General features: G+C 62.5%; 18 protein-coding genes and 1 tRNA gene. 9 read left to right on the top strand and 10 right to left on the bottom strand.

Annotated elements, in window-relative coordinates; translation table 11 throughout:
- Positions 1 to 74 precede the first annotated feature (74 nt).
- The 3 genes from yidC to rpmH are packed head-to-tail and all read right to left on the bottom strand — an operon-like array spanning position 75 to position 2,553.
- Complete coding sequence (gene yidC, locus IVB47_RS19680) at positions 75 to 1,949, bottom strand: membrane protein insertase YidC (protein WP_247464044.1); 1,875 nt, start codon at positions 1,947 to 1,949, stop codon at positions 75 to 77.
- A gap of 13 nt (positions 1,950 to 1,962) precedes the next feature.
- Positions 1,963 to 2,391, bottom strand: coding sequence for a ribonuclease P protein component (gene rnpA / locus IVB47_RS19675; protein ID WP_027565785.1), 429 nt, complete (start codon positions 2,389 to 2,391; stop codon positions 1,963 to 1,965).
- 27 nt (positions 2,392 to 2,418) lie between these two features.
- Positions 2,419 to 2,553 (bottom strand): 50S ribosomal protein L34, encoded by a 135-nt coding sequence (gene rpmH / locus IVB47_RS19670; protein WP_008542748.1) that lies wholly within the window; start codon positions 2,551 to 2,553, stop codon positions 2,419 to 2,421.
- Between the two features lie 384 nt (positions 2,554 to 2,937).
- Here rpmH and IVB47_RS19665 point away from each other — a divergent pair, with 384 nt between their 5' ends.
- Positions 2,938 to 4,437: a HAMP domain-containing sensor histidine kinase gene (locus tag IVB47_RS19665; protein ID WP_027565784.1), complete on the top strand. Its 1,500-nt coding sequence runs from the start codon at positions 2,938 to 2,940 to the stop codon at positions 4,435 to 4,437.
- A 162-nt stretch (positions 4,438 to 4,599) separates the two neighbouring features.
- A tRNA-Arg gene (locus IVB47_RS19660) sits at positions 4,600 to 4,676 on the top strand.
- Positions 4,677 to 4,733: 57 nt separating this feature from the next.
- On the opposite strand, the gene IVB47_RS19655 is transcribed toward IVB47_RS19660, so the two are convergent.
- Together IVB47_RS19655 and IVB47_RS19650 are read right to left on the bottom strand one after the other, a co-directional pair.
- Positions 4,734 to 5,144: a hypothetical protein gene (locus IVB47_RS19655; RefSeq protein WP_247463475.1), complete on the bottom strand. Its 411-nt coding sequence runs from the start codon at positions 5,142 to 5,144 to the stop codon at positions 4,734 to 4,736.
- 164 nt (positions 5,145 to 5,308) lie between these two features.
- On the bottom strand, positions 5,309 to 5,533 hold the full coding sequence (locus tag IVB47_RS19650) for a hypothetical protein (protein WP_247463473.1): 225 nt from the start codon (positions 5,531 to 5,533) through the stop codon (positions 5,309 to 5,311).
- Between the two features lie 303 nt (positions 5,534 to 5,836).
- Here IVB47_RS19650 and IVB47_RS19645 point away from each other — a divergent pair, with 303 nt between their 5' ends.
- The gene (locus IVB47_RS19645) at positions 5,837 to 6,247 is read left to right on the top strand and encodes a hypothetical protein (protein ID WP_247464040.1); all 411 of its coding nucleotides are present in this window, start codon (positions 5,837 to 5,839) and stop codon (positions 6,245 to 6,247) included.
- 195 nt (positions 6,248 to 6,442) lie between these two features.
- A complete protein-coding gene (locus IVB47_RS19640; RefSeq protein ID WP_247463471.1) occupies positions 6,443 to 6,601 on the top strand; it encodes a hypothetical protein in 159 nt (52 codons plus the stop codon).
- Positions 6,602 to 6,633: 32 nt separating this feature from the next.
- On the opposite strand, the gene IVB47_RS19635 is transcribed toward IVB47_RS19640, so the two are convergent.
- Together IVB47_RS19635 and IVB47_RS19630 are read right to left on the bottom strand one after the other, a co-directional pair.
- Positions 6,634 to 7,656, bottom strand: a complete 1,023-nt coding sequence (locus IVB47_RS19635) for an LLM class flavin-dependent oxidoreductase (RefSeq protein WP_027565779.1) — start codon at positions 7,654 to 7,656, stop codon at positions 6,634 to 6,636.
- Between the two features lie 528 nt (positions 7,657 to 8,184).
- A complete protein-coding gene (locus IVB47_RS19630) occupies positions 8,185 to 8,883 on the bottom strand; it encodes an outer membrane beta-barrel protein (RefSeq protein WP_247463469.1) in 699 nt (232 codons plus the stop codon).
- Between the two features lie 431 nt (positions 8,884 to 9,314).
- On the opposite strand from IVB47_RS19630, the gene IVB47_RS19625 reads away from it, so the two are divergent.
- From IVB47_RS19625 to IVB47_RS19615, 3 genes are all read left to right on the top strand, one after another.
- Positions 9,315 to 9,674, top strand: a complete 360-nt coding sequence (locus IVB47_RS19625; protein WP_247463467.1) for a hypothetical protein — start codon at positions 9,315 to 9,317, stop codon at positions 9,672 to 9,674.
- A 333-nt stretch (positions 9,675 to 10,007) separates the two neighbouring features.
- The gene (locus tag IVB47_RS19620; RefSeq protein ID WP_247463465.1) at positions 10,008 to 11,264 is read left to right on the top strand and encodes a serine hydrolase; all 1,257 of its coding nucleotides are present in this window, start codon (positions 10,008 to 10,010) and stop codon (positions 11,262 to 11,264) included.
- A 182-nt stretch (positions 11,265 to 11,446) separates the two neighbouring features.
- Positions 11,447 to 11,926 carry a hypothetical protein gene (locus IVB47_RS19615; RefSeq protein ID WP_247463463.1) on the top strand — a complete coding sequence of 160 codons (480 nt, stop codon included), beginning with the start codon at positions 11,447 to 11,449 and terminating at the stop codon, positions 11,924 to 11,926.
- A 457-nt stretch (positions 11,927 to 12,383) separates the two neighbouring features.
- Here the strand turns inward: IVB47_RS19615 and IVB47_RS19610 are convergent, their stop codons facing one another.
- Positions 12,384 to 14,405, bottom strand: a complete 2,022-nt coding sequence (locus IVB47_RS19610) for a YgiQ family radical SAM protein (RefSeq protein ID WP_247463461.1) — start codon at positions 14,403 to 14,405, stop codon at positions 12,384 to 12,386.
- Between the two features lie 192 nt (positions 14,406 to 14,597).
- Here IVB47_RS19610 and IVB47_RS19605 point away from each other — a divergent pair, with 192 nt between their 5' ends.
- Both IVB47_RS19605 and IVB47_RS19600 read left to right on the top strand, forming a co-directional pair.
- The gene (locus IVB47_RS19605) at positions 14,598 to 14,783 is read left to right on the top strand and encodes a hypothetical protein (RefSeq protein ID WP_035961037.1); all 186 of its coding nucleotides are present in this window, start codon (positions 14,598 to 14,600) and stop codon (positions 14,781 to 14,783) included.
- 153 nt (positions 14,784 to 14,936) lie between these two features.
- Positions 14,937 to 15,101, top strand: coding sequence for a hypothetical protein (locus IVB47_RS19600; protein ID WP_007597654.1), 165 nt, complete (start codon positions 14,937 to 14,939; stop codon positions 15,099 to 15,101).
- Between the two features lie 6 nt (positions 15,102 to 15,107).
- Here IVB47_RS19600 and IVB47_RS19595 read toward each other — a convergent pair whose 3' ends face one another.
- Positions 15,108 to 15,773: a GntR family transcriptional regulator gene (locus tag IVB47_RS19595; protein WP_247463459.1), complete on the bottom strand. Its 666-nt coding sequence runs from the start codon at positions 15,771 to 15,773 to the stop codon at positions 15,108 to 15,110.
- 8 nt (positions 15,774 to 15,781) lie between these two features.
- Positions 15,782 to 16,750: FAD-binding oxidoreductase (locus tag IVB47_RS19590; protein WP_247463458.1), on the bottom strand; the 969-nt coding region annotated here is incomplete at its 5' end.

The raw sequence follows: 16,750 nt of genomic DNA, 5'->3' as shown, positions 1-16,750 counted from the left end.
CGAAGCAATCCAGAAATGCATCCGCGGAGGGACTCTAGATTGCTTCCTCGCTTCGCTCCTCGCAATGGCGACCGCTACGTCGCCTTCTTCGCGAACGTCGCCTTGAGGTTGTCGAACAGCTCCACCTTCACGCCGTTGCGGCGCATGATGAAGCTCTGCTGCAGCACCGAGAGCGTGTTGTTCCAGGCCCAGTAGATCACGAGGCCCGCCGGGAAGCCCGCCAGCATGAAGGTGAAGATCAGCGGCATCCAGTTGAAGATCATCTGCTGCGTCGGATCCGGCGGCGTCGGATTCAGCTTCATCTGGAACCACATCGTGATGCCCATGATGATCGGCCAGATGCCGAGCGCGAGGTAGTGGCCGAACAGCGGGATCGTGGTCGGGTCGAACGGGATCAGCCCGAACAGGTTGAACAGATTGGTCGGGTCCGGCGCGGACAGATCCTTGATCCAGCCGAAGAACGGCGCGTGCCGCATCTCGATGGTGACGAACAGCACCTTGTAGAGCGAGAAGAACACCGGGATCTGGATCACCACCGGAAGACAGCCGGCGACCGGATTGATCTTCTCCTTGCGGTAGATTTCCATCATCTCCTGCTGCTGCTTCACCTTGTCGTCGGGGAAGCGCTCCTTCAGAGCCTGAAGCTGCGGCTGGACCGACTTCATCTTCGCCATCGAGGCGTAGGACTTGTTCGCCAAGGGGAAGAACAACAGCTTCACGATCACGGTCACGAGCAGGATCGAGATTCCGAAATTGCCGAAGAAGCGGTAGAAGAAGTCGAGGCCGAGGAACATCGGCTTGGTGATGAAGTAGAACCAGCCCCAGTCGATCAACAGGTCGAAATGGTTGAGGCCGAGCTCCTTGTTGTAGCCGCCATGGCCGGCGAGCGGGAAGTTGATGCCGACCACGCCGGCTTCCTTGGCGCCCGCGAACAGCCGCGCGTTCGTTGTCGTCGTGCCGCCGATCGGGACCGTCTGCTCGCTTTGCAGATAGTCGGTCTGGTATCGGATCTGGGTGCCGGGTTCGGCGACGAAACGGGCCTTGAGCGTTGCCGACGTGTCGGGAAGGAGCGCAGACGCCCAATATTTGTCGGTAATACCGAGCCATGCATTGGTGACGTTGTTGAATTCGAACCCGTGTCCGCCGTTGCCGATCGCGGGTGCTTCGCCGACAGCCTTATAGGCCTTCTCCTGCAAACCCTGCTCGCCCAGGTAACCGATCAGGCCTTCATGCAGGATGTAGTAGCCCGAGACCTGCGGCGTGCCGTGGCGCGAAATCAGTGCGAAGGGAAAGAGTTTGACCGGCGCGTTGCCGACATTGGTCACCTCGTCCTTGATGCTGAAGAGGTAGTGGTCGTCGATCGTGACGGTGCGGCGGAAGGTGAGGCCTTCGCCATTGTCGTATTTCAGCATGACCGGCGTGGACGGCGTCAGGCTGTTGGCGCCCTCCTGCTGCCAATCGGTGGTCCGGTCGGGCACCTTTGTGCCAGCCGTTCCGGCTACCCAGCCAAATTCGGCGTAATAGGGCTCCGCGGTGCCCGACGGCGAATAGAGAATGATCGGCGGCGACTTCGGGTCGACCGTTTCGCGATACTGCACCAGCGCAAGATCGTCGATGCGCGCGCCCTTCAAGGCAATGCTGCCGGTCAAGCGGGGCGTATCGATCTTGACACGCGGAGAGGCGGCAATCGCCGCCTCGCGGCTGACGGTCGGCTGGGCCGGTTGATTGGCGATCTGGGGAGCGGAGGGCGCGCCTGCGCTGCCGGGCTGCGGCGTGGCGCTCGGCGTCCCGGAAGCCGTCGGCTGCGGCGTGGTCTTATGCAGCTCGGCCTGCGTCTGTTGCAGGGCGCGTTGCTTCTCCATCGCCGGCATGTTGTAGAAATATTGCCAGGCGATCAGCACGAAGCCCGACAGAATGACGGCGAGGATGGTATTGCGGTTGTCAGTCATCATTCTCTCGTCATCAATCCGGTTTGCGGCTGGTCGCAGGAGCGGGGCCGGGCTTTGAGCCGTCGGTTCTTGAGTTGGTTTTTGGGCCGCGTCCCTTGTGCGTATGCCGCGCGGGCTTCGCGAACGCCATGCGCAGATCGTCGAGCATGGTGGCGAAGCCGCGGGAGAGCGCGTCCCTTCGGCCGACCAGCACATAATCATGATGGGGCTGCATCGACATCGGATCGAGCCGCTTCACCAGTTCGCGAAGCCGGCGCCGGATGCGATTGCGCTCGGGGGCGTTGCCGTTCTTTTTGGTGACGGTGAAGCCGATCCGGATCGGGCCGCGATCGTCGTGGTCAAGGCTTTGGCGGTCAAGGCGTTGCAGGACGAACGCAGGACTATTCACCCGCGCGCCATTGGCAACGGCGAGGAAATCCGCCCGCTGCCTCAGCCGATCCATGATGAAATCCCAAAAAGGGGGTCCGGCTCAGGCGCTCAGACGCTTGCGGCCGCGGGCGCGGCGGGCGGCGAGCACCTTTCGGCCGCCGGCCGTGGCGAGACGGGCACGGAAGCCGTGACGGCGCTTGCGCACCAGTTTGCTGGGTTGATAAGTCCGCTTCACGGGTTTTTCTCCGCTGACCGGGCAATTTGCCTGTAGAATTGATGATAAAGTCCGGAAGATGCTGCCCAAAACGGGCCTTTTTCGGCCCCAAGAGAGCCGCTCCCGGCGGTCACACCGGGTCATCGCGGACAATTGGCCGGCTTATAAGCGAGCGCCTTCTTTTCGTCAACGCCGCACAAGCGCTCAATTCCGGCGAATATCGCTGTTTGTGCGGGGTTTTTAACCCTTGAGGTGGCGACTCGCCAAATCTGCGCTTACATCCGACCTTGGCAGATTGACGATCTGTAATTTGACCGCGCTGGGGGCGGGCCGCATCTTGATACGCGCCAAGACCCTTCACCCGGCGACATCTTTAATCCGGTAAAGGCAGCGAGGGCGAATTTCGTGGCAGCGACAGACCTCCAGCCGATCCAGGATGGGGATCAGCGGGACCCGCCGACGGCGCTGCCGCGGGGGACGCGCGGGCTTGGGCTGTCCGGCAAGCTGCTGCTGCTCACCGTTCCCCTGGTGATGATCGCGGCCATCCTGCTCTACGTGCCCGCCATCGCCAACTTCTGGGTCAACCGGCTCAACGACCGCGTCGCGGCGGCCAACACGGCGGCGCTGGTGCTCGATGCCGCGCCGCTCGGCATGGTCCCCGATTCGCTCTCGCGCCAGATCCTGAAGAGCATCAATGCGCGCGCCGTCGCCATCAAGATGGGCCAGCAGCGCCGTCTGCTCGCCAGCGACAATCTGCCGGCCGCCATCGAGCACGACATCGACCTGCGCGACATGACGGCGTGGGAGGCGATCACCGGCTCGTTCCGGATGATGCTGGAGACCGGCAACCAGGCCATCCGGATCGTCGGGCCGGGCGTCGGCAACGCCCAGTTCATGGAGATCGTCACGGACGAGCTGCCGCTGCGGCAGTCGATGTACCGCTTCTCCCGCAACGTCGTGGTGGTCGCGCTCATCATCGCGGTGCTGACCGCCGGCCTCGTCTATCTCGCCATGCATTATCTCTTCGTGCGCCCGATGCGGCGGCTGACCGCGAGCCTGGTCGGCTTCCACGAAAATCCCGAGAGTTCGGCGGGGATCATCGTGCCGAGCCAGCGCAGCGACGAGATCGGGGTCGCCGAGCGCGAATTGTCGGACATGCAACGCGACCTGATGTCGATGCTGCATCAGAAGAGCCGACTCGCCGCCCTCGGCCTCGCAGTGTCCAAGATCAATCACGATCTGCGCAATCTGCTGGCCTCGGCGCAACTCCTGTCGGACCAGCTCGCCAGCGTGCCGGATCCGCGGGTGCAGCGCTTTGCGCCAAAGCTCGTGCGCTCGCTCGAGCGCGCCATCGCCTTCTGCCAGTCGACATTGTCCTATGGCCGCGCCCAGGAAGCCGCGCCCGACCGGCGCATGATCATGATCGAGCCGGTGGTGCTGGAGGTGCGCGAGACCGCCGGCCTTGCCTCCGACGCCTCGATCTCCTGGGTCGCCGCAATCGAGCGCGGGCTCGCGGTCGACGCCGATCCCGACCAGCTGTTTCGCGTGCTGCTCAACCTCGTCCGCAACGCCGCCCAGGCGCTGGAAAGCCATGCCTCGGCCGAGGGCGGCGCGCAGCAGATCCGGATCACGGGAAAACGCGAGGGCGCGGTCGCCATCCTCGAGGTCTCCGACACCGGCCCCGGCGTGCCCCAGAGGACCCGCGATCACCTGTTCGAGGCGTTCCAGACCTCCGGCCGCCCCGGCGGCAGCGGCCTCGGCCTTGCCATCGCCGCCGAGCTGGTCCGCGCCCATGGCGGCGACATCCATCTGGTCGAAGGCACCATCGGCGCCACCTTCCGGATCGTCATCCCCGACCGCCCCGTGGAACTGCTCTCCGTCCGTAACGAGCGGGCGCGGGCATAGTCGGCTCGCGGTTGAGTGCGGAAACTCTCATTTCCCAGCAAAATCTCCCCAATCCGGACCTTGCCAATCGGGGCAAGAGCGGTTAGTCAGAGCGCTCTTTCGCACCCCTCCGGCGTCGCCGGGGGCTGCCTGCGGGCAACGCCCGCACTGTCAGCGAAAAACGCGCCCGTAGCTCAGCTGGATAGAGCATCAGACTACGAATCTGAGGGTCGGACGTTCGAATCGTTCCGGGCGCGCCATTTCGGTACCGACTGTCGCCTGGTCACGCGGACCGAAGTCATCCTTCCGCGGTGAAGTCATCCTTCCGCGGTCAAGGCTTCCAGCTCGGCGAAATAAGCCTCGTTCAGATCCTGCTCGGACCTCGTATCGAGGTCGCCGCCGCCCGACCTGAGTCCGCGCATCCGGTCGTTCAAGTATCCGACCAGCACCGAGCCGATCGCATGGATGGCTTCGTGACGATCGAGCCCTTCGGACATCGGTCGCTGCGCCGTGCCTCGCACCGGTAGTTCGGCATCAGCAAGCTGGTTCTCCATGATGGCGTGAATAACGGCGTGCAATGTCGCGCGCGTGAGGCGGATCCGCGCGCGCCGATGATACTCCGTCACACGATCGATACGTTCTTGTTCGTCCAGCGCGAGCCACTGCTCCCGGGCGGGCTCCGTGAATGGATCATAGGCTCGGATCTCTTCATTCCCTTGGTCGAGCACTGATCGGGCGAAGACGAATGCGATTTCCGAAAACCTAGGGCTACATTCCGCAGATCAGTCTCTATCCAATCGGCCGGCGCGCCGACGATGCCCTGCTCGCACCGCTCACCGAAGCCGCTGCAAATGGTTGCACCGGTTCCAAGATGGCGCGTAACAACGCCCCCTTAGCGCCGCCCAACTTCCTGCGCCGCTGGATTCGAACCAAGCCCCCTGCTCGCCAGCAAACGGTTGAACTGATCGGCTGAAAAAAACTGTCCGTCCGGAGCCGTGATCGAAACCACAAAACCATTCACCGCGTGCTTGCGGGCCAGGATCACCGCAACGATCGCGCTGTCACGGAAATCCACGGTGCGGCAGTCGTCTCTAATAGCTTCGATGATAAATGTCATTTGGTCCATGACCACAATTGGCACGCGCCAATTGCGCGCCCGGCAACTCAACCTCGTATCGGTGAAAATGATATTGCCGACAAGCCAGCTATTGACCCGATGGAACCGCGGCCATACCCATATTGGGGGAAACAGCAGACCGGTCCTGCCTCACGCGCGGTGCGCCACGGATACATAGAACCGGCTTGTGGGCGTCGAACCGGACATCCGTAGAAGCGGGCACTGGCCATGGTTGGTACGACTGAAGGCGAGGACATCGCGGCGGATTTGATCCGAACCGTCTCTCGCCACTCGTTGGCCTACATGCTGTGCGCAGCCAGCGAAATGTTCCGCCACTACGATTTCGATCCGCTGGACTTGATGATCATTCATGCGGTCTTGAACGCCAACGTTCTCAAGATCATGAAGAACCCCGAACTGGACCGGCAATTTGGCAGTATCCAGGCGGTTGAGCCGGATAAGATCAAGCAGGGCGTTTCCCGTGCCGCCCTGTCCCGCTTTTTCGGTCTGCCGATCGAAACCGTCCGGCGGCGCGCCGATCGCTTGAAGAAGCAAGGCATTTTCCGCGAGACCGACCAGGGACTGATCGTAACCGAAGCCAACCAGTTCAAGTTCGGCAACAATCACGAGCTGCAGAGAACCAACATGCTCCTGGTGCGGAAATTCCTCCGTGACCTGACGGAAGCCGGCGTTGAGCTTCCCGGCGGGATTTGACGGCCGGATCAGCGTTTGTCTGCTGGCGGCATCCTTGGCGCCAAGGCGAGACAATCCGGTTGGATCTTCTTCGCGCATCGCTGCCGTGTGAGGTTCAGCACGCAAGATCACCTGTAATCTGCTTCACACGCAAATGCGCCCAATCACGCTAGATGGAATAGGCCGTGCCTCCGCGCGGCGTGTTCGGAGCTGGCGATGATGGCTGCACTTGCAAAGGCGATATCCCGCGCGACGAGAACCGACGTCGACGTCGAAACTCTGAAAGTCCTCGTGATCTTTTCGGGCGCGGGCTTGCTGCTCTCTCTCGTGGCCGCAATGATCTACGGACAGGCTGCCAGCGCGGCTTTGTTTTGAGAGCGCGCGCTTCGCCAAGTCGATCGTTCGCCTCAGCGCCACCCAAGCGCAGGCGCCACGTGCGTGAGGATCGCCTCGATGGCGTGCGCGCAATAGTCGACACCGAGCTGGTTCGGGATCGTCAGCAGCAGCGTGTCCGCCTCCGCAATCGCCTCGTCCGCTCGGAGCTGCTCGATCAGCACATCCGGCTCCGCGGCATAGGAGCGGCCGAAGATCGCGCGGGTGCGCGGGTCGATGAAGCCGACCTGGTCCTCGCTGCCGCGCTCGCCGCCGAAATAGGCGCGGTCGCGATCGTCGGCCAGCGCGAAGATGCTGCGGCTGACGGACACGCGGGGCTCGCGGGTATGGCCGGCCTCTTTCCACGCGGCGCGATAGGCGCGGATCTGCGCGGCCTGCTGCACATGGAAGGCTTCGCCGGTCTCGTCGTTCTTCAGCGTCGAGCTCTGCAGATTCATGCCGTGCTTGGCGGCCCAGACCGCGGTCGCGTTGGAACCGGCACCCCACCAGATCCGTTCGCGCAGGCCTTCCGCATGCGGCTCGAGCCGCAGGAGGCCCGGTGGATTTGGGAACATCGGCTGCGGGTTGGGCTTTGCAAAACCTTCGCCGCGCAAGATGTCGAGAAAGACCTCGGCATGACGCCGGCCCATCTCGGCGTCGCTCTCGCCCTCGGCCGGCTGGTAGCCGAAATAGCGCCAGCCGTCGATCACCTGCTCGGGCGAGCCGCGGCTGATGCCGAGCTGCAGCCGCCCGCCGGCGATGAGGTCGGCGGAGCCCGCGTCCTCCGCCATGTACAGCGGATTCTCGTAGCGCATGTCGATCACGGCCGTGCCGATCTCGATCTTGCTGGTCCTGGCGCCGACAGCGGCCAGCAGCGGAAAGGGGGAGGCGAGCTGCCGCGCAAAATGGTGCACGCGAAAATAGGCGCCGTCGGCGCCGAGTTCTTCGGCCGCAACCGCAAGCTCGATCGATTGCAGCAGCGTGTCCGCGGCCGAGCGGGTCTGCGATTGCGGCGAGGGCGTCCAATGCCCGAAGGAGAGGAATCCGATCTTTTTCATGAAGGCAACATATGGACGACGGGAGGAGTTTGCGACACCTCGGCCGTAGGAAAGACGGCAAACGTGAAAAGGCGTGTGCTCGTATGTGATGCCGCCCGGGGGAAGCACACTAAGCGGACAAAGCAGCAAGCACGCCATGCTTTGCACCGCTCAGACTGAGCGATTTAGCTAATTCACGAGCGAGGCTAACTCCTAAGCCGGCCGCGGTCTCGGCAAGTGATCTTGCCGATCTGGGCGCCGTTCCACCAGGCTTGTTTTACCACATCATCAGCGAGGAGTGGGTTGGTTTCCTTGACCAGGCGCGTACCCGTTAGGGCCCGGCTTCTCTTCAATTCATATGTCCGCTTCTAGCCCACCGCTGACTTGCCGCGCGCAGCCGGCCGCGGACCGCTGTTGCCCCGTAGCTGACATCAAGTAGTTTCTGGAGAGCTTCGTAAAAACGCAAGCCGCCAACTCGCGCCAGCCATTCCGTCTTAGCAGAAGGGGCCAGCCCGTATGGCTGGCCCCTTGAGGATATTATGTAAGCCGTCAGTAACGAGAAGCCGACGCGGCGCCCCAATTGAACCGGTAGTTCAGGCCGGCCTTGATGGTGTGCTCGTCATTGCGGAAGCCGACGGCGGTAACAACACCGCCGGCGCTGGTGAAGAGAGCGTTCCGCGTGCCGAAGTCGTAGTACTGGTATTCGACCTTGCCCGACCAGTTCTGGGCGAACATGTATTCGAGACCACCGCCCACGGTGTAGCCGTCGCGACCACCGCCGTTGTTGGTGAAGGTGCCGCCGCCGAAACCGTTCGTAAGGCGGGAGTCAGCCCAGGCGTAACCGCCTTTGACGTACACCAGCGCCGGACCCCAGGTGTAGCCGAGGCGACCGGTGACCGAACCGAGCCCACGGTTGACGAAGGGATTGTTGTTGGTGTCGAGGAAGCTGTAGTTCGCTTCAATGCCCAGCACCCAGTTCGGCGAGAACTGATGGTCGTAACCGACCTGCGCGCCGCCCATGAACACACCATCGTTGCTGCTGGTGCCGGTGAAGCCGGGGGCCAGAATGTTGTTGCTGCCGCCGAATGCGCCGCCGACGTGACCGCCGATGTAAAAGCCGGTCCAGTTGTAAATCGGCGAGGCCGCCATCGGTGGGGCTTTGGTGTAAGGACGCGCGGCCATATCAGCCGCCGATGCTGTACCCGCTAGGGCGGCAAAAGCGACAGTAGCCAGAAGGAACTTTTTCATTTCGAGTCTCTCAGGTTTAAAGAACGTGTGCCAAACGCTAACCCAACTCACCGAATTTGCTGTAGCGCGCGAGACACACGTCGCCGATCTACGTGTGGAACGCTCTGGTCATTTGTTAATCCAGGAACCGTGTTGACCCGGAACCGGGCGTCTGAGCTACGAGTTCCGCGGTTCCGCCATCGCGAAGGATGTATCATTGTGCATTCCAAAGCTCTGGCATGATCCAGAACTTTTTGCCGTTCATACTGGAAGGTCATCGATCCGGGATGTCGCATGACAAGCCGTCCATCTGTGCTGATGGTCTTTGGCGGCCTTCCCGGCACGGGCAAGACAACGCTTTCTCGGGAGCTGACCGGACGTCTCGCGGCCACGTACCTTCGTATCGATGCCGTTGAGCAGACGCTACGGACCGCAGGTCATACGGTCGGGCCATGGGCTATGTGGTAGCCACCGCACTCGCGGCTGAAAATCTCGAGCTTGGTCGTGTCGTTGTCGTAGACTGCGTAAATCCAGTCTTGGCAAGCCGCGTCGGATGGCGACAGATCGCCGCCCAGAAGTCGGCATGCGTCGTTGAGATTGAAGTGGTTTGCTGCGACCTGATCTTGCATCGACAACGAGTGGAAACACGCACCTCAGACATCAGCGGTCTCAAGCAGCCAACGTGGGCTGAGGTAGTGAGCGGAGACTATGAACCGTGGGATCGAGAACACCTGGTGCTCGATACGGCCGTTAGCTCGCTCGATCACCTGCTCGAAGAAGCGGAGACGTATGTTCGCGCCCAGACTGGTTAGTCTCCTCTTGGCCCACAGTTGACCTGCTGCGAGCAGCCGGTGCAGGTCCGCTTGTGACCGACTTTTGCAACAAAATCGACCCAAATCGGACCTCGCTCAAAAGCTGTAGGCCATTGACATAGCACGCTGCTTGGCTCAATGTTACGCGCCGTAGCATTCGCGGTGAGGAGCAGTTGGCGCCTCTCCAGCGATTTCAAGGTCGGATGGGCCAGGTTTGCGAAGGCGCGATTTTATCACTCTTGCAAGCGGCGCAGCGGTAGCTTGGAGCAATGAGCAATGAGAAGGCCTTTAAAGTCCGATACCAGCGCCGGGAATGCACTCTCGCGACGCTCTATGCTGACCGGACTTGCGGCAACCTGCGTTGCGGCGCCGGCGAAATGGAGTTGGGCTGCCGAAATCGGTGGTGGTCCGTCCTTTTTCGCCGATGGCCCGGACGCCGAACTTTACGGCGCGGCCGAGAACTACCCGATCAAGGACCGGTGGAGGATCTTCCAGCCCGGCAATCCGGCCTCGCCAAAATACCGCGTCGGCGCATTCAGTCATTACGATGAGATATTCCCGACACGCCACGTCGATCGCGCGGCCACATCCTGGCCATTCAAGCGAACGCCGGCGGATGTCAGCTACCAGTACAAGGGAAACCGCGCTTCGCTTGCGGATTATCTGTCGCGCAATCCGGTGACGGGCCTGTTGATCGCTAAGGACGACCGGATTCTGGTTGAGTGCTATCAGTACGGCCGCACCGATCGAGACCGGCTGATATCGCAGTCGATGGCAAAATCTATCACCGGCATGCTGGTAGGGATCGCGACCGCGGAAGGCGCGATCAAGTCGATCGACGATGCTGCGGAGACCTATGTTCCCGGCTTGAAGGGCACGGAATACGGTGCAACGCCGATCCGCGCGCTGCTGCACATGTCGTCTGGCGTGAAGTTCGGTGAAGAGAACGATGAAGCGAAAGGCAGCGGAGACGACCTCGATCGCCTGTGGGGCGACATGGTGCGCAAACACTGGTTTTCCCAAAAAGGCACCGTTGCCAGCATCGCGCAATTCAACCAACGGATCGCGCCGCCGGGGACGCGATTCCATTACGCCAGTATCGAGACGGACGTGCTTGGTCTCGTGCTGCATTACGCGACCGGTCAATCAATGTGCGGCTATCTCCAGGAAAAAGTTTGGCAGCCGATCGGCACGGAAGCGGATGCCAAATGGCTGATTGATGCGGATGGCCGTGAGGTAGCGCACGGGTTCTTCAATGCGGTACTGCGCGATTACGCGGGGCTCGCCCGTCTGCTGGCCCACAACGGAGCGTGGGAAGGCAAACAGATAATACCGGCACAGTGGATGATTGATGCGACCACGGTGCTTGCGTCCGAGACGTATCTGGCAAAAGCCGAGGAAGGGTTCGGGTACGGCTATCAGGTCTACCTGTTTCCCGGCAGCAGACGGCAATTCGCGCTCTTGGGGCACCTCGGGCAGCGCATCCTCGTTGATCCGCCCTCGAAGCTGGTCATGGTGCAGACCGCCGTCGATGAAAAGTCCCCCGAAATCTGGCGTCTGTGGTCGGCCGTGGTCGCGCAGTTCGGGTGACGCCACCTTTTCTCCCAGGGGAAGAGAGGTCCACTCCGCCCTCGACGGCGGAATAGAAAGCCCAATGAGCTGCGAGGTCTGCTTCTGGCCATTGCGACAATCTTGACCCAGCGCCTTGTTGTCGGCATGACGCAACTTTCAAACCGAAAAGGACTCCAGTTATTTCCTGATTCCACTATCAAATGGCGGCCCACCCTTCGATAATCGATGGCATCGAACGCCCACCTTTTGTTTTCGATCAAGGCCTTTGGCGCGGCGTTCTCTATCTCATCGTGGTGGCACCGAACCCCGGCCTTCGCGCTTACGGCATCGAAATGTCCTGCGAGATCTATTCGGGCATCGAAGAAATGATCTATTCGGTCGCCGATCACGGGGACAAAACAACTGGCCGCTACGACGGCGGAGTCTACATTAAAGAAGCTGAGAACTCGGCATTGCTGAAAGCCTACGCTGCGACCGATCCGGTCGGTCGGAAGCCGCGGCACTTCTCCTTTGTCGGAGGCGACTACTGCTACGAGGTGCTTGGCTTCTCCGAACCCATCATACGAGCGTTTAGCAGCCCCGAAGAGGCATATGCTTGGGGACCTTCTAGGTCCGATGAGAAAGTAAACTGGGTCAGCAGCAACGCAGAGCCAGCACTTCCGCTGCTGGCCCGAAGCTGACTCACAAAGCCGGACTGGCCATGTCCGGTTTCGCGGACAGAGCGGACACCGGCTACCCCGCGAGCTAGCGCGTTTACGACTACGCTCCCCAGCGCATCCGGGCGCGCACCGAGTCTGCTGTGTTGAATGGATTCAAGTCTGAGGACGATTGTTTCGAGCCTGCGCGCGAGGTGGTGTGAAGCTCGAGGATATCGATACGGAGTAGCGGTTGGGGCTCGCCCTGTCACGCGTGCCGCGACAATGGCATCGTGCGCCTGTTTTGCCCGACGAGTCAATATTTCGCCAAAACCTAATTTTCGTTTTTTTGTTATCTCGCCCGCCGGATTCAACGGATTCGCAAAGCACCTAAGTCATTGATCCCGCACATGCCGGCTACTGTGCATGGGGTTGTTTTCGAGGTTTTTGTTTTGAGAGCACGACAGTGCGAGGATGAACCGGACCTGGCCCGGCTCGCCCGCTACTTCATCACCCGCAGATTCTTGGTCGTGAACCGCTGCGTCTTGCCGTCTGGACGAACCGGTCGCCGCGTGCCGGCGGCCTTGCCGGTGCCGGGCGGCTGGTGCGCGGGGACCAGCTGGTCGGGGCGCGAGCCGATCAGATCGGCGCGGCCCATCTCTTTCAGGGCTTCACGCAGCACCGGCCAGTTGTCGGGGTCGTGGTAGCGCAGGAAGGCCTTGTGCAGGCGGCGCTGGCGCAGGCCCTTGATCGCCTCGACCTTGTCGCTGCCGCCGCGCCGCACGCCGCGCAGCGGGTTGACGCCGGTGTGGTACATCGCCGTCGCGGTCGCCATCGGCGAGGGCAGGAAGGTCTGCACTTGATCCGCGCGGTAGCGGTTCTTCTTCAGCCACAGCGCGAGGTTCATCATGTCCTCGTCGGTCGTGCCCGGATGCGCCGCGATGAAATACGGGATCAGATAGTATTTCTTGCCGGCCTGTTCGGCCGCGGCATCGAACATGCGCTTGAACTGGTTGTAGGCGCCGATGCCGGGCTTCATCATCTTGTCGAGCGGCCCGCGCTCGGTATGTTCAGGCGCGATCTTCAGATAGCCGCCGACGTGATGGGTGACGAGCTCCTTGATGTATTCGGGGCTTTCGACCGCGAGGTCGTAGCGCACGCCGGAGGCGACCATCACCTTCTTGATGCCCTTGGTCTCGCGCACCTTGCGATAGAGCCGGATCAGATCGTCATGCGAGGTGTTGAGGTTCGGGCAGATCTCCGGGAAGACGCAGGAGGGCCGCCGGCACGCCGCCTCGACCTTGGGATCCTTGCACGCCATCCGGTACATGTTGGCGGTGGGACCGCCGATGTCCGAGATGACGCCGGTGAAGCCGGGCGTCTTGTCGCGGATCTTCTCGATCTCGCGCAGGATCGAGCCCTCGGAGCGGTTCTGAATGATGCGGCCCTCGTGCTCGGTGATCGAGCAGAAGGTGCAGCCGCCGAAACAGCCGCGCATGATCGTCACCGAGAATTTGATCATGTCCCAGGCGGGGATTTTGGCTTCGCCATAGGACGGATGCGGGGCGCGCGCGTAGGGAAGATCGTAGACTGCGTCCATCTCCTCGCTAGTCAGCGGGATCGGCGGCGGGTTGAGCCAGAGATCGCGATCGCCGTGGCGCTGCACCAGCGGCCGCGCATTGCCGGGATTGCTCTCCCGGTGCAGCACGCGTGACGCGCGGGCATAGGCCTCCTTGTCCTGCTCGACCTGCTCCAAAGCCGGCAGCCGGATCACGGTCAGGCCTTTGGTGCGCGAAGCGCCTTCGTCGGCGGAGTCGATATCGTCGGCGTGCAGCTCGACGTAGTCCTCAGGGACCCGGCGGAACAGCGCGACACCCCTGATGTCGTCGAGCTCGCGCGGCGCTTCGCCGGCGGCAAGACGGTTGGCCACTTCGACGACGGCCCGCTCGGCATTGCCGTAGAGCAAGAGGTCCGCCTTGGCGTCCGCCAGCACAGAGCGGCGTACCTTGTCGGACCAGTAATCGTAATGCGCGATCCGGCGCAGCGAGGCCTCGATGCCGCCGAGCACGACCGGGACGCCCTTGAACGCCTCGCGGCAACGCTGCGCGTACACCACCGTGCAGCGGTCCGGCCGCTTGCCGCCTTCGCCGCCCGCGGTATAGGCATCGTCATGGCGCAGCCGGCGATCCGCCGTGTAGCGGTTCACCATGGAGTCCATGTTGCCGCCGGTGACGCCGAAGAAGACTTTTGGCTTGCCCAACGCTTTGAACGGCTCGGCCGAATGCCAGTCCGGCTGCGAGATGATGCCGACACGAAAACCCTGCGCCTCCAGCAGGCGGCCGATGATGGCCATGCCGAAGCTGGGATGGTCGACATAGGCATCGCCCGTCACCAGCACGATGTCGCAGGCGTCCCAGCCGAGCGCATCCATCTCGGCGCGGCTCATCGGGAGGAATGGCGCCGGCTTGTGCGGGCGTGCCTGCGCCATCAGGGGCTTTTCGGCGGCGGTGATCTGGATGTCCATGGCGCCTACGCATAGGACTCCGGGACGGCGAATACAACCGACGGGCAGGTGAAAGATCCGGTTCCGTGGCCGGCAGCCCGGGCTGCGACCGCGTTAACCGTTCGCGAGCGCCGCCATCAGCTGTGTGACGCCGTCCACATACCGCCCAGCCTGCACCGCGTCATGCTCTGCCTCGTTTCAAGGGAGAGATCGATGTTTGTGGTCGACATGCTGCTGATCCTGGCGATGATGTTTTTCCTGTTCCTGCCGATCACCGATCGCAGGACAGTGCGGATGAGACTCTGCATGCTGTGCGCGCTGCTGGCGCTGTTCTCGGTCTCCGTCACCCGTACCCAGATCGCACCGGTGCAACTCGCGGGCGTAGGCTCGACCCATTAAGCGCGCCAGCGGATCCATGTTCTCGGATCACGCGCAGGAACCAACTGCCCTCACGAACATTCTGATGCAGGGTTTGCGCCGGCCCGGCTGGCGCGCGCTCGCGCCCGGGGTTTAATATCGCCCCGATGTTCGCCTTTGGCGGATGGGGGAGCCGTGAGTACAGTCATAGAGAACTTGCTGTTGCGAAAGCAGAAGCTCGTTGAGCAGCTCGAGAAGGCGCCCACGGTCGAGGACCGCGACAAAATCGAACACCAGCTCGAGCAGATCAACACCGCGCTGGATTTTCTGGACAGGCCCGGCACGAAAGGCGCGCGGTAGCAGCGCTCAATCCACCTGCAGCGCTTTTGCGTAGACCACGCCCGAATTGGTGACGTGCGTGGTCATCAGCATCGCGAAGGCGGCGAGTTCGCCGCGGGCGAACAGATCGAGCAGCTTGCGATGCTCGTCGAAGGACGTGCGTGTGCGCACGTCGATCGGCGAAGTCAAATTGGTGCGCAGTGCTGCGACGCGGCTGGATGCGAGCTGATAGGATTCGGCGAGATAGCGGTTGCCGCAATGGGCGAACAGCGCCTCGTGAAAAGCGGCATCGGCGCGCCCGTAGGCGATATTGTCCCTGGCTGCGATCGCCGGCTCCATCGCCGCGATCGCCTCGCTCATCGTCGCGATCGCACCGGCGCGATCATGGTGGAAGGCGAGCTCGGCTGCCTTGGGCTCCAGCGCGATTCGGAACGTGCAGAGCGCGGTGATGTCTTCGGCGCTTGGCGTAAAGACAAAACTGCCGACCTGCGGGCGGATCACCACGAGGCCCTGCGCCTGCAACTGACCCATCGCCTCGCGCACCGGGGTGCGGCTGACGCCGAAGGAATTTGCCACCATCTCCTCCGAGATGGTTGCACCCAGCGCGAACTCGCCGTCGATGATGGCCTGGCGCAGCCGCTGCACGACCCGTTGCGACAGCGATTTCGGTGCATCGAGCTTCAGCGATCGCATCGGCTCTCTCAGATCACCTTGCCTGGGTTGAGCAGATGATCGGGATCGAGCGCGGCCTTCAGCGTCCGCATCAGCGCGATCTCGACCTCACTGCGGGCATGACCCAGCCACTTCTTCTTCAGCGTGCCGATGCCGTGCTCGGCGGAGACGCTGCCGCCCATCTCACGCACGAGACCGTAGATGATCGCGTCCATCGCTTCCTTCGGCTGCTGCTCGACGGCAAGGCCAGTCACCCAGGAGACGAGATGCAGATTGCCGTCGCCGATATGGCCGTAATAGACGCTCTCGCATCCCTCGATGCCCTTTGCGAGCGCCGCCTTGCAGCGCGTGACGAACTCGTCCATCCGCGCCACGGCAAGGCCGATGTCGTAGGAGATGTGCGGCCCCAGCACCTGGCCGAACTCGGCACAGATGTCGCGCACGCGCCAGAAGCTTTGCGTCTGCGTCAGCGATTGCGCCACGGCAGCGTCGGCGAGCAGCCCGCGCTCCATCAGCTCTTCGAGCCAGCTTTGGAAGCGCGGCGCGTCGAGGCTCTCGTCGGTGCCCTGCGCTTCGACCAGCACGTAGAGGCCGTGGCCTGCCCCGACCGGCGGCTTGACGCCGGCGCGATTCGTGATCACGTCCCAATAGTCCGGCCACATCACCTCGAACGCCGACAGCAGCGGGCCGAGCCCGCTTCGCGCGGCGCCGAGCAGCGCGATCACCGCGGCATAGTCCTCGAGCGCGCAGAGCGCGGCCATGGTCGAGCGCGGTTTTGGAAATAGCCGCAGCACCACGCGGGTGATGATGCCGAGCGTGCCTTCCGAGCCGATGAAGAGATGCTTCAGATCATAGCCGGCATTGTTCTTCATCAGCTTGTTGAGGCTGGTGATGATGGTGCCGTCGGGCAGCACGACTTCGAGCCCGAGCACCAGCTCGCGCGTCATGCCGTAGCGGATCACGCGGTTGCCGCCGGCATTGGTCGAGAGGTTGCCGCC

Origin of the sequence: Bradyrhizobium sp. 62 (assembly GCF_023073035.1) — a bacterium.
GTDB lineage: Bacteria > Pseudomonadota > Alphaproteobacteria > Rhizobiales > Xanthobacteraceae > Bradyrhizobium.
Note: the sequence above shows the minus strand (reverse complement) of the source record. Positions and strands in the feature narration are given on the sequence as shown.